Origin of the sequence: Halorhodospira halophila (assembly GCF_016653405.1) — a bacterium.
Lineage (GTDB): Bacteria > Pseudomonadota > Gammaproteobacteria > Nitrococcales > Halorhodospiraceae > Halorhodospira > Halorhodospira halophila_A.
This window is the reverse complement of record NZ_NHSN01000008.1, coordinates 114780-126891: the sequence shown is the minus strand read 5'-3', so window position 1 is coordinate 126891 and position 12112 is coordinate 114780. Positions and strand designations below refer to the sequence as shown.

Genomic DNA, 12112 nt, shown 5'->3' with positions numbered 1-12112 from the left:
GGGTGGCCGAGCGCCCGCGGATGCCGCAGGCGCCGCCGCCGTCGGTGGCCCCGCCGGAGACGGCCCCCGGCGAGCCCGAAGCGCACCTGGCATCCGCCGAGACCGCAGCGCCGCCCCGGCCACGGGCCGGGGCTATGGGAGGCGGCCAGGAGCCGCCGACCGACCCCACCCCGGCGTGGGCGCGTCCCTTCTTCCAGGCGCTGACCCTGCACGTGGGCGCGCTTCGCCTGGCGGTGCCCCTGGTCAAGCTCCACCGGGTGGTGCCGTGGGAGGATCCCGACGAGGTCGAGCCCACCGTGGGGCAGCCGGGGTGGATGCACGGGCTCCTCGACCACCGGGGGCGGTATGTTCAGGTCGTCGACACCGCCGAGCTGGTCCTGCCCGAGGACCGTCGTCCGCCGCTCGAGGAGCGCCGCGCCGGGAAGATCATCATCGTCGGCGACGGCAACTGGGGGCTGGCCTGCCGCGAGGTGGGCGCGGTGCTCAAGCTCACCCCGGATCAGGTGCAGTGGCGCTCGGCTCAGGGCCGGCGGCGCTGGCTGGCGGGTACGGTGCGCGAGCACCTCTGTGCGCTGGTGGATCCCGACGCCTTCGCCGACATGCTCGAGCAGGAGGGCGGCGTCGGGGGCACCCTGGCATCCCCCGCCGCCGGGGGGCAGAATGGCCCCGCCGGCTCCCGTTAAACCCGTAGCGAGGGGAATACATGGCTTACGAACAGGCACAGTACGATGAGGATGCCGAGCTCGCCGAGGGGCCGACCTCCCAGTGGGTGACCTTCAAGCTCGGCAATGAGCACTACGGTATCAACGTGATGCAGGTCCAGGAGGTCCTGCCGTTGTCCGAGATCGCGCCGGTCCCCGGCGCGCCGGAATTCGTGCTGGGCATCATCAACCTGCGCGGCAAGGTGGTGACGGTGATCGACACCCGGCTGCGCTTCGGGATGCAGTCGCGGGAACCCGACAAGCAGAGCCGGATCATCGTCATGGAGGTGGCGGAGAACGTCGCCGGGATCCTGGTGGATAGCGTCGATGAGGTGGCCAGCGTCCGCGAGGCGCAGATCGATACGGCGCCAAACGTGGGCAACGAGGAGTCGTCGCGCTACATCTACGGGGTGGTCAGCCGCGAGGATGGGCTGCTGATCCTGGTCGACGCCAACAAGCTCCTGACCGAGGACGAGTGGCAGGAAGTCGCCGCCCTCTGATCCGCGAGCAGTCCGCCGGGCCGCGGTCACCCCGCCCGCCGGCGGGTTTGGTGAGGTTGGAGACGGAAGCTGCCGCGTTGTGGGGCCTGCCGCCGCGCGGATGTGCGCGCCCCGCCTGCGGCGGGGTCCCCTGCGCTGCTCGCCCCGCCGGGGCCGCTCGCTCAACTCGCGGCGCTAACGCGCCGCTCGGACAAGACCTCGCTGATGAGCGCGAACCGGTAAAGGTTCGCGCTCACCCCCCGTCGGGGCTGCGCGGCTCGGCGCGCCCAAATGCGCGGCGGCAGGCCCCACAAAGCGGCAGCCCTGCACATCGCCCGAGGCCCGCCGGCGGGCGGGGTGGCCGCGGGCGCGCTACGACTCGCGCCGGACCGAGGGCGGGCGCTCCGGCTGGATCTCCGCCGTCTTCACCCGATTGCCCTGGGTCTGCACGATGGTCACCGGATAACCGTCGATCAGCAGGCTCGTGCCCGCCTCGGGGATGGTCTCCAGCCGCTCGAGGATCAACCCGTTCAGGGTCTTCGGCCCGCTGGTCGACAGCTCCCAGCCCAGCACCCGATTCAGCTCCCGGATCGTCGCGCTGCCCTCGACCAGATAGGTTCCATCCTCCTGCCGGGTGATCGAGCGGGTCAGCGTGCCCGGATCCGTCGTGAATTCGCCGACGATCTCCTCGAGGATATCGTCCAGGGCCGCCAGGCCCAGGATCTCGCCGTACTCGTCCACCACCAGCCCGACGCGCTCGCGCTGGCGCTGGAACTTCAACAGCTGGGTGTGCAGCCCGGTGCCCTCCGGGATGAAGAACGGCTCGTGCAGCCGGGCCTGGAGGTCCTCCGGCGTGAAGCTGCCGCGGACCAGGTCGCCGACGATCCGGCGCACATGCACGAACCCCAGGACGTGGTCCACCGTGCCGCGGTAGACGGGCATGCGGGTGTACTGGCTGTTGGTCAGCCGTTCCAGGGTCTCCGGCCACGGATCGTCGAGGTCGATGCCGACGATCTCCGTGCGCGGGATCATGATGTCCTCCACCGTCGCTTCCTCCAGGTCGAGGATGCTCACCAGCATGTGCCGGTGGCGGCGGGGGATCATGTTGCCGGCCTCGTTGACGACGGTGCGCAGCTCCTCCTGGCTGAGCTCGGCGGCGCTGACGTCCTCGACCCGCACCCGGACGATGCTCAGTAGGGCGTTCGCCGCCGCATTGACTAGCCAGACCAGGGGGTAGAGCAGGCGCAGGAGCAGCCACAGCACGTAGCTGGCCGGGAAGGCCACGCGCTCTGGATGGACGGCGGCGAGCGTCTTGGGTGCCACCTCGGCGAAGATCAGGATCACCAGCGTCAGCAGGCCGGCGGCCACGGCGATGGCGCTCTCGCCGTGCAGGCGCAGGGCGATCAGCGTCGCCAGGGAGGAGGCGGCGATGTTGACGAAGTTGTTGCCGAGCAGGATCACCCCGAGGACCCGGTCCGGTCGCTGCAGGAGCCGCTCGGCGATGCGTGCACCGCGATGGCCCTGCTTGGCCAGGTGACGCATGCGGTAGCGGTTGAGCGACATGAGCGCCGTCTCCGAGCCCGAAAAGCAGCCGGAGAGGACGATCAGGCCGCCGAGGGCGGCGAAGAGCAGGCTGACGGGAATCGCTTCCAACGGGGGTCCGGGGCCTCGGTGGCTTCAGGTGCGAATGCGTCGGGCGACCGCCGGTTCGGCGCAGAGTCCGGCCAGATCGTCGCCATCCGGGCGCTGCGGGCGGTCGCGGTCGCGGTCGACGATGCAGAGAAAGCCCAGCGGCTCGTCGCCGCCGGTGGCGTGGATCTGGTGCCAGGCCCGCGGGGCGATGTAGACGCAATCCAGCGGGGTGACGACCTCGACCCGGTTGTCGAGGACCACCTCGGCGCGGCCGCGCACCACGATGACCACATGGGTGTGCTCGTGGCGCTCGAGCGTCGTGTAGCCGCCGGGCTCCACCTCGAAGTAGCGGGTCTCGAAGGCCGGAGCCTCCTGCCCGGACGGACGGCCGACCAGGGTCTGGCGGCGGGCACCACTGAAGTGGGTGCCCTCCGCCTTGTAGGCCTCTTCCTCGATGCCCTCCCAGCGGTAGCCCTGCTCGCGCAGGACGCGGGAGGCGTCGTGCTCCTCGCCGGTCATGCCGCTAACGGCCCTCCACCACGTCCTGCAGCCGGCGCGCCGCGGCGACCCGGTCGCCCTGGGCGTAGAGGCTGCCGCCGATCAGCAGCACGACGTCCGGGCCGTAGCGCTCGGCCCAGTAAGGCGCCCGCTCGGCGTCGACCCCGCCGCCCGGGGTGGGCAGGGCGGGGCGGATGTCGCCCAGTGGCCGGCGCAGGCGGTCGTTGATGCGGTCACACAGGGCCTGATCGTAGGTCGGGAAGCGCCCTTCGGCGTTGGTGTAGACGACCATATCGGCGCCAAAGAGCCGGGTGATCTCGCCGAGCAGCAGGGCGGGGTCGATGCCGTGCTCGGCGCCGGCCACGGCCCCGGCGAAGGCCGGGTGGGCCATCAGCGCCATGTCGTAGCGCTCCCGGGCCCAGATCAGTGCGTCGAGGCCGGTCAGGAAGGGGCAGATGAGCACCGCCTTGCAGCCGGCCTCCTGGGCGGCGTCCAGGCGCTTGTCCAGCTCCCAGCGCGGCCCGGTGACGTTGGGCAGGTAGAGCGAGCGGCCGCCGGTCTCGGCGTTGACCTCATTGACGGCCTGCTGGCACGCCTGCACCCGGTCGACGAAGCGCGAGGTGTCCTGATCGCAAAGGCCGTGGTCGTCCTTGATCAGGTCGATGCCGCCGCGGGCGAAGTCGGCGCAGAAGCCGGCCAGCGTGGCGGTATCCAGCCCCAGGGGCTTGAGCGCCGTAGAGCTCATCGGCCGCTCGGCGATGCCGAGCATCTCGCGCACGCCGGTGGTGCCGTAGCGCGGGCCGCCCAGGGCCTGCAGCAGGTTGGGCGTCCACTCGACGTCGGCCAGGCGGATTCCGCTCTTGAGCGAGATGTTGCCGAACAGGTTGTTGATCAGCTGCGTCGGCTCGAGACCGGTGATCGCCTCCGGGAAGTCCAGGACCAGGCGGTGGCGACCGTCGTCGAGGGCCGTCAGCTCCTGGATCGTTGGCACCACGTCGTCGTAGACGTGCGCCGGGATGCAGCGCGAGGGCAGCTCGGCGCTCTGCTCCAGGGCGATGCCCTTGGCCTTGTCGTGGGGGTCTTCGCCGGGGCGGCAGGTCAGGTGGTAGGTGACGCGCAGGGTTTCGGCAGACAAGGTGGTTCCTCTCCGGTTCGGTCAGTTCTGGTTGGCGTTCGGGGGCGCGATGAGTTCGGCCACGCGGAGCAGGTCGCCGCCCTCGTCGAGGGCGCAGGTGACCGCGCTCTCGGCCGCCTCGAGCAGCAGATCGCGGTTGCTGCCGTGGTCCGGGTAGGCGGCGACTCCGGCGGAGACAGTCACCGGGCCGAGGGGGCGACCGCGCTGGTGGATGCGCAGCTCGGCCAGCTCCTCCCGGACCGCCTCGGCGCGCATGGCGCCGTTGTCCAGGCTGGCGTCGGGCAGCAGGATCCCGAAGCCGTTGTCACCAGCCCGGCAGCAGACGTCCGAGCCGCGGAAGGCGTGGTGTACGGCATCGGCCATCACCTGCAGCAGCCGGTCGGCGGTCTCGCTGCCGTGCTCGGCGGCGAAGGCCTCGAGGGTGTCCACCTCCAGGCGGATCAGCACCAGCCCGGCGTTCACGCGGCGGGCGCGGTGGAGCTCACGCTCCAGGGTGTCCTCCAGGTAGCGCCGGTTGAACAGCCCGGTGAGTGGGTCGCGGACGTTGCGGTGGCGCACCCGGCGCTTGAGGACGTGCCCGGAGAGGCTGATCGCTGCGGCGGTGGCCAGGCTCCGCAGCAGCTCCTGCTCGGCCTCGGATTCGATCTCCGGGCACGGGATGCGCAGCTCGGCGACGGTCAGGCCGTGGGCCTGCAGGGGCAGGCGCAGCTCATCGGTGGGGCCGCGCGGCAGCGTCGTGCGCAGGGAGCGCTCCTGGGGCGGAAGCACGACGCCGGCCTGCCAGCCGCCGCTTTGGTACCAGCCCTCGCGGTCGAGGGCGAGCTGCCAGAGCTTGCCGGAACTGCGCGGCAGCAGCCGGGCCGCGGTCTCGCAGAGGGTCTGCACGACCTCCTCCTGCCCGTGGCTCTCGGCTAGGGCGGTGAGATACCCTCCCAGGGCGGCGACGGTGTCGGCTTGCGCGTGTGCTGCGTGCTGTGCGCTCATGGCCCTCGGTACCCAGTCGGCGTTCAGACGGTTACCTTAAACCAACACCCCGCATACCAGCCAGTTGGAGTCACGACAGGAGGCGCCATGGCGCTGCTGACCACCGATCTCTGTGATGCCCACGCCGATGATCCGGGCGTGCAGCTGCGCGTGATGAACCCGATGCTCATCGGCTACGGCGGGCGCACCCGCTTCGGCGGCCGGGTGACCACGCTCAAGCTCTTCGAGGACAACGTCCGCGTCCGTGAGCTGCTCAGCGAGCCCGGCGACGGCGGCGTGCTGGTGGTCGACGGCGGCGGCTCCATGCGGTGCGCCCTGCTTGGCGACCGGCTGGCGGCGCTGGGGCGGGATAACGGCTGGTCCGGGGCGGTCATCTACGGCTGTGTGCGCGACAGCGCCGAGCTGGCGCAGATCGACTTCGGCGTCCAGGCGCTCAATACCCACCCGCTCAAGAGCCAGAAGAAGGGCCTGGGCGAGCGGGATGTCTCGGTGACCTTCGCCGGGGCCACGATCCAGTCGGGCGACTGGCTCTACGCCGACGAGGACGGGGTCATCGTGGCGACGCGCGAGTTGACCCTGTAGGGGCCCGGTAGCCGGGCAGCGAGTGATTCGGCAAGGGGGCAGCGGGCATGAGTGATCGTTCGGCATCGGTGCGTCTCGATCGCTGGCTGTGGGCGGCGCGCTTCTTCAAGACCCGCCGGCTGGCCGTCGAGGCGGTGCAGGGGGGCAAGGTCGATGTGGACGGCGCCCGGGCCAAGCCGAGCCGGGCGGTGCGCCCCGGGGACCGGCTGACCATCACGAAGGCGCAGCAGCGTTTCGAGGTGGTCGTCCGCGATGTGGCCGAGGAACGCGGGCCGGCCCGGGTGGCGGAGACCCTCTACGAGGAGACCGAGGCCAGCCGCGAGCGGCGTCAGCGGCAGGCTGAGCAGCGCCGCGCGGCTGCGGCGTCCATGCCACGGCCCAGCCACCGCCCTGACCGGCGCGAGCGCCGGCGCCTGTCGGCATTCAAGAAGGGGAGCTAGCTGAAGTCCCGCGAACGGACGTCCAGCTCGCCGATCAGGGCCGAGAGATCCTCCAGGCGGCCGGCGATCAGGTGGCCGACGCCGTGCCGGTACTGCCACGTACCGGCCACCCCCAGCAGCCGAGCCTCGAGCAGGGGGCGGTGCTGCGCCTCGGCGGTGGCGCGGCGCACCACCAAGTTGATCCGGCCGGTCTCGTCCTCCAGCGTGACGAAGGTGATCCCTCCGGCCGATCCGGGGCGCTGGCGGTTGATGACCAGACCCGCGGCCCGCACCGGGCGGCCGTCCTTCGCATCGGCCAACTCGGCGGCGCTGCGGTAGCGCCGATCGCGCAGCTGTCGGCGGAGGAAGGCGACCGGGTGGCGGCGCAGGCTGAAGCCGGTGCTGGCGTAGTCGGCGAGGACCGCCTGGGACTCCCGGGCCGGTGCGAAGCTTGGCCGGTCGGTCTCGGCCGGCGGGGAGGGCAGCAAGGCGGTGCCCGCGTCGGCGCCCAGGGCCGCCCAGCTGGCCGCCCGGCGGTGCCCGGCGATGCCGCGCAGGGCATCGGCGCGGGCCAGGGCGCGGATATCGGCCCGCGACAGGCGGGCGCGGCGCTTGAGGTCGTTGACCCCGGTGAAGGGCGCCTGGCGGCGCGCGGCGGCCAGCCGCTCGGCGCCGGCGGTGGACAGCCCGCGGACCTGGTTCAGCCCGAGTCGCAGCGCCGGCTGCGTATCGCCGGTTGACCGGGTGGGCTCGAGGGTACAGGTCGGCTCGCTGAAGCGTACGTCCACCGGGTGGATCGTCACGTCGTGCTCCCGGGCATCGCGGATGATCTGCGCCGGGGCGTAGAAACCCATGGGCTGGCTGTTGAGCAGGGCGGCGGCAAAGGCCGCTGGCTCATGGCACTTGAGCCACGCCGAGGCGTAGACCAGCAGCGCGAAGCTCGCGGCGTGGGACTCCGGGAAGCCGTACTCGCCGAAACCCTCGATCTGCTGATAGAGCCGCTCGGTGTAAGCGTCGGCGTAGCCGCGCTCGCGCATCCCCTCGATGAGCCGCTCGCGCAGCGGTGCCAGCCCGCCCTTCTTGCGCCAGGCGGCCATGGAGCGACGCAGCCGGTCGGCCTCGTCCGGGGTGAATCCCGCGGCCACCACCGCCAGCTCCATGGCCTGCTCCTGGAAGATCGGCACCCCGAGGGTGCGTTCCAGGACCCCGCGCACCTCCTCCGAGGGGTAGTCCACCGGCTCGCTGCCCTCGCGCCGGCGCAGGTAGGGGTGGACCATGTCGCCCTGGATGGGGCCGGGGCGGACGATGGAGATCTCGATGACCAGGTCGTAGAAGCAGCGCGGGCGCATCCGCGGCAGCATCGCCATCTGCGCCCGCGACTCGATCTGGAACACCCCCAGGGTGTCGGCGCGGCGGATCATGGCGTAGGTGGCCGGGTCCGCCGGGGGCAGGGTGGCCAGGGTCCAGGCGTGGCCGCGCCAATGGCGGATGAGTTCGAAGGCGCGGCGGATCACGCTGAGCATCCCCAGAGCGAGGACGTCCACCTTGAGCAGGCCGAGCGCCTCCAGGTCGTCCTTGTCCCACTGGATCACCGTGCGCCCGTCCATGGCGGCCGGCTCGATCGGCACCAGCTCGGTGACCGGGCCGCGGGCGATCACGAAGCCGCCGACGTGCTGCGACAGGTGCCGCGGAAAGCCGAGGAGTTCGCTGGCGAGCACATGCAGTCGGTGCGCGGTGGGCCCCTCCGGGTCTAGACCGGCACGGCGCAGCTGCTCGTCGCCGGCCGCCGAGCGGTCCCACGGCTGCAGCCCCTTGGCCAGGCGTTCGGCGGTCTCCCGCGCCAGCCCCAGGGCCTTGGCCACGTCGCGCACCGCTGAGCGGGGCCGGTAGGCGATCACCGTGGCCGCCAGGGCGGCGCGGTGCCGGCCGTAGCGCTGGTAGATGTACTGGATGACCTCTTCGCGCCGGTGGTGCTCGAAGTCGACGTCGATATCCGGTGGTTCGCCGCGTTCGCGTGAGACGAAGCGCTCGAAGAGCACCGACTGGTGGGCCGGGTCCACCTCGGTGATGCCGAGGCAGAAGCAGACGACGGAGTTGGCCGCCGAGCCGCGGCCCTGGCAGAGGATGCCGCGCCCGCGGGCGAAGGCGACGAGATCGTGGACGGTCAGGAAGTAGTGCTCGTAGCCGAGTTCGGCGATGATCGCCAGCTCGCGCTCGTAGCTGGCCCGTACCCGCGGCGGCACCCCGTCGGGGTAGCGCCGGTGGGCCCCGGCCTCGACCAGGTGGTGCAGATGCGCTGCCGGGCTCGTGCCTTCGGGGACGACCTCCTCGGGGTACTCGTAGCGCAGCTCGTCCAGCGAGAAGGAGCAGCGCGCTGCCACCGCCGTGCTTTGTGCCAGCAGGTGGTGCGGGTAGCGCCGGGCCAGGGCGGCGCGCGGGCGCAGGTGGTGCTCGCCGTTGCTGGCCAGATGGGGGGTGACCTCGGCCACCGGGCGGCCGTGGCGGATGGCGGTCAGGGTGTCGTGCAGGGCGCGACGGCCCCGGGTGTGCATCTCGGCACCGGTGGCGGCCACCGCCGGCAGGCCGACGGCGGCGGCGCGGGCCTCCAGCTGCCGGCAGCGGGCGTCGTCGTCGGGGCCGCCGAGCAGCTCCACCGCCAGGTAGCCGCGCCCGGCAAAGCGTCGTGCGAACCAGTGCGCCTGGGCCTCGGCGTCGGCGGTCTCCTGCAGGGGCGGATCCGGCACGAGCAACCCGATGCACTCCGGTGCGGCGGTATCCAGATCCTCACGCGTGGCGTGGTAACGCCCTTTGGCGGCGCGGCTGCGGGCCAGGCTGATCAGGGCGCAGAGCTGTCCGTACGCCCGGCGGGTGGGGGCGAGAAGGACGACGCGCGGCCCGTCGGCCAGGTGCAGCTCGGTTCCGACGATCAGGTGCAGGCCGCGTTGCCGGGCGGCCTGCCAAGCGCGTACCGCCCCGGCCACCGAGCATTCGTCGGTGAGGGCCAGGGCGCGGTATCCCAGCTGCGCGGCCCGGGTGATGAGTTCCTCGGGTTGCGAGGCGCCGCGCCGGAAGGTGAAGGCGCTCAGGCAGTGGAGTTCCGCATACGCTGGGCTGGTGTCTTTGTATACACTGGTCATGGAAACAGTAGGCTGCCTCCTTGCCCGCCGAAAGGCAAGGGGGGTCAGCTCAGCGCCAGACGATGGGGAAACGGCCGCTGGTGGCGTGGCGGAAGGCGTCGCTGCTGCGCTGGATGGCCACAACGGTGACCGCCGGGCAGAGGACGATCAGCATCAGGCCGAGCAGTCCCGCCGGCGGGTAGAGCAGGGAGATCGCCAGTACCGGGATCAGCATGATCACCAGGAACCACTCCAGGCTGGCGATGCGCTGGAGCATCCGCCGGGCGATGGGGCGGCCCTCGCGGATCCGTCCGTCGCTGCGCAGCAGGACCACCGGCGGCCACAGCCAGGTGGCCGAGATGGTGAGCATGGCCGTGTGCAGCACCAGCCCCGAGGCGATCTCCAGCGCCGGCGCCGTGGTCCACGGGGCGGCGGCGCGCAGGCCGGCGTACTCGGCCACCGGGTCGCGCACGGCGTCACCGAGCAGGGCGACGACGGCGGCGACGAGCAGCGCCCCGGGGATCAGCCACAGCGCCTGCACCGCCCACAGCCGCATCAGGCGCCACAACCCGGACAGGTAGTGGGTCCTGGGCAGACCGTTTTGGGCCGCGGCAAGCAGCGTGCCCAGGGCAATGACCCCGGCGACGGCGACCCCGGTCAGCCAGGCGGTCAGCGCCAGGCGCAGCGGGAAGTCGAGTTCGCGGAGCTCGGCGTAGGCGTAGCCCGTTCCCTGGAGGGCAAGCAGGGTCGCGGCGATCAGGGGCAGGGTGACGACGAGCAGGCCGCGCAGCAGCAGGAGGGTGGCGTCGCGCAGCGTGGCGAGGATCAGATTAATCATCGGGGTACCGACTTCCGTGGACGCTTTAGTCTAACATCCCGCTGCGGCGCCACAGTTTCGGCGACAGGAGTGCTGAATGCAGGGCATGCAGGTCTTCACGTTCCTGGGTGGCATCGGCCTGTTCCTGCTGGGCATGCGGCTGATGAGCGACGGCCTGCGCGCGGCGGCCGGCGGTGCGCTGCGCGATATCCTGGCCGCCTCCACGCGGTCGCGGCTGCGCGGGCTGCTCTCGGGGGTGCTGATCACCGCCGCGGTACAGTCCTCGAGCGCAGTGATCTTCGCCACGGTGGGCTTCGTGAACGCCGGGCTGCTGACCCTGACGCAGGCCATCGGGGTGATCTATGGCGCCAGCCTTGGGACCACGCTGACCAGTTGGATCGTCGCGGTGGTCGGCTTCAACGTCGACCTCCAGGCGCTGGCGCTGCCGGCCATCGGTCTCGGCGTGGGGTTGCGGGTGGTCGCCGGCTCCGGGCGCCGTCAGGCGCTCGGCGATGCCATCGCCGGGTTCGGATTATTCTTCCTGGGGCTGGATATCCTGCGCGGGACCTTCGCGGATGTGGGCGATCCGGGCATGCTCGCCGCCCTGGCCGGCCACGGGGTGTTGAGCCTGGTGCTGTTCGTCGGGATCGGCATGGTGCTGACCACGCTCACGCAGTCGTCCTCGGCGGCGCTGGCCATCACCCTGACCGCCGCTGCCGGCGGGCTGGTGCCCGAGCAGGCTGCGGCCGCCACGGTGATCGGCGCGGCGGTGGGGACCACCTCCACGGCGGTGTTCGCCACGCTGGGCGCCACCGCCAACGCCCAGCGCACTGCCTCGGCTCAGGTGATTTTCAACGCGGTGGCCGGTCTTGCGGCGCTGGTTGCCCTGGTGCCGCTGCTTGAGCTGGCCCACCACATCGTCGCCTGGCTGGGCCTGGAAGCGCACAAGGCGGTGGTGCTGGCCGTCTTCCATACCCTGATGATGCTCCTCGGGCTGGCCCTGATGTGGCCGGCCACGCCTCGCCTGGTGGCTTGGCTGGGGCGGCGCTTCCGCCGGGACGACCACACCCGGCCGCGCTATCTGGACGACAACGTGCTGACCACCCCCGCGCTGGCCCTCGACGCCGCCCGCCTGGAGGCCGAGCGCACCGGCGCCATGGCCCGCGCCATGGTCACGGCGGCGATCAGTGGTGGCGGGGCGGGGCAGCGCAGATGGCTCGAGGCCGAGCACCAGAAGCTGCAGCAGCTGGCGCTGACCATCAACGAGTTCGCCAACCGGATCGAGCGCAGCCACGGCGATCCGGCCATCGGCTCCAGCCTGGCCCACCTGCTGCGGGTGACGCAGTACCAGCAGAACATGGCCGAGCGCGCCGTGGCCTTGGCCCGGCTCGATGCCGACGGCGAGACCCGTATCGATGACCCGGAACTGGCCACTGCGGTGGACCGGCTGCTGGCCGAAGCGGTCCGCGGCATCGAGGCCACCGGCGCGGAGATCGATGCCTGGGACCGGCAGGCGGTGAAGACGACCCTGAAGGGCTTCGATCGCGAATACCAGCCGGTCAAGGAGCGGTTGCTGCGCGCCGGCGCCGCCGGGCAGCTACCGGTGCGGCGCATGGTGGCGGTGCTCGACCGCCTCTCGGCGGTCCGCCGGGCGCTGGATCAGGCCGCCAAGTCGGCCCGCTACCTGCGCAAGTTCCAGCACGCCGAGCGGGAGCTGGCGGACCCCGGGGAGCCCGGCGAGGGGTGAAT

11 protein-coding genes are annotated in these 12112 nt (G+C 71.8%); 5 read left to right on the top strand and 6 right to left on the bottom strand.

What is annotated here, in order from left to right; translation table 11 throughout:
• Both CCR79_RS02795 and CCR79_RS02790 read left to right on the top strand, forming a co-directional pair.
• Nucleotides 1-683, top strand: a 683-nt coding sequence (locus CCR79_RS02795; protein ID WP_201168448.1) for a chemotaxis protein CheW, incomplete at its 5' end; no start/stop codon positions are given.
• A gap of 20 nt (nt 684-703) precedes the next feature.
• The gene (locus tag CCR79_RS02790) at nt 704-1201 is read left to right on the top strand and encodes a chemotaxis protein CheW (protein WP_201168447.1); all 498 of its coding nucleotides are present in this window, start codon (nt 704-706) and stop codon (nt 1199-1201) included.
• A gap of 351 nt (nt 1202-1552) precedes the next feature.
• Here CCR79_RS02790 and CCR79_RS02785 read toward each other — a convergent pair whose 3' ends face one another.
• The 4 genes from CCR79_RS02785 to CCR79_RS02770 are packed head-to-tail and all read right to left on the bottom strand — an operon-like array spanning nt 1553 to nt 5429.
• On the bottom strand, nt 1553-2833 hold the full coding sequence (locus CCR79_RS02785; protein WP_201168446.1) for an HlyC/CorC family transporter: 1281 nt from the start codon (nt 2831-2833) through the stop codon (nt 1553-1555).
• Nucleotides 2834-2857: 24 nt separating this feature from the next.
• The gene (locus tag CCR79_RS02780; protein ID WP_201168444.1) at nt 2858-3331 is read right to left on the bottom strand and encodes a cupin domain-containing protein; all 474 of its coding nucleotides are present in this window, start codon (nt 3329-3331) and stop codon (nt 2858-2860) included.
• A 4-nt stretch (nt 3332-3335) separates the two neighbouring features.
• Complete coding sequence (locus CCR79_RS02775; protein WP_201168443.1) at nt 3336-4445, bottom strand: RuBisCO large subunit C-terminal-like domain-containing protein; 1110 nt, start codon at nt 4443-4445, stop codon at nt 3336-3338.
• Between the two features lie 21 nt (nt 4446-4466).
• Nucleotides 4467-5429, bottom strand: coding sequence for a GGDEF domain-containing protein (locus CCR79_RS02770; protein WP_201168442.1), 963 nt, complete (start codon nt 5427-5429; stop codon nt 4467-4469).
• Nucleotides 5430-5516: 87 nt separating this feature from the next.
• Here CCR79_RS02770 and rraA point away from each other — a divergent pair, with 87 nt between their 5' ends.
• The gene (gene rraA / locus CCR79_RS02765) at nt 5517-6011 is read left to right on the top strand and encodes a ribonuclease E activity regulator RraA (RefSeq protein ID WP_201168440.1); all 495 of its coding nucleotides are present in this window, start codon (nt 5517-5519) and stop codon (nt 6009-6011) included.
• Nucleotides 6012-6058: 47 nt separating this feature from the next.
• Nucleotides 6059-6451: an RNA-binding S4 domain-containing protein gene (locus CCR79_RS02760; protein WP_201168439.1), complete on the top strand. Its 393-nt coding sequence runs from the start codon at nt 6059-6061 to the stop codon at nt 6449-6451.
• Here the strand turns inward: CCR79_RS02760 and CCR79_RS02755 are convergent.
• Together CCR79_RS02755 and CCR79_RS02750 are read right to left on the bottom strand one after the other, a co-directional pair.
• Nucleotides 6448-9567 carry an error-prone DNA polymerase gene (locus CCR79_RS02755; protein WP_201168438.1) on the bottom strand — a complete coding sequence of 1040 codons (3120 nt, stop codon included), beginning with the start codon at nt 9565-9567 and terminating at the stop codon, nt 6448-6450. The genes CCR79_RS02760 and CCR79_RS02755 overlap by 4 nt on opposite strands.
• A 49-nt stretch (nt 9568-9616) precedes the next feature.
• Nucleotides 9617-10384, bottom strand: coding sequence for a hypothetical protein (locus CCR79_RS02750; protein WP_201168437.1), 768 nt, complete (start codon nt 10382-10384; stop codon nt 9617-9619).
• A gap of 76 nt (nt 10385-10460) precedes the next feature.
• Between CCR79_RS02750 and CCR79_RS02745 the strand changes: the two genes are divergently transcribed.
• Complete coding sequence (locus tag CCR79_RS02745; RefSeq protein WP_201168436.1) at nt 10461-12110, top strand: Na/Pi cotransporter family protein; 1650 nt, start codon at nt 10461-10463, stop codon at nt 12108-12110.
• Nucleotides 12111-12112: the final 2 nt, after the last annotated feature.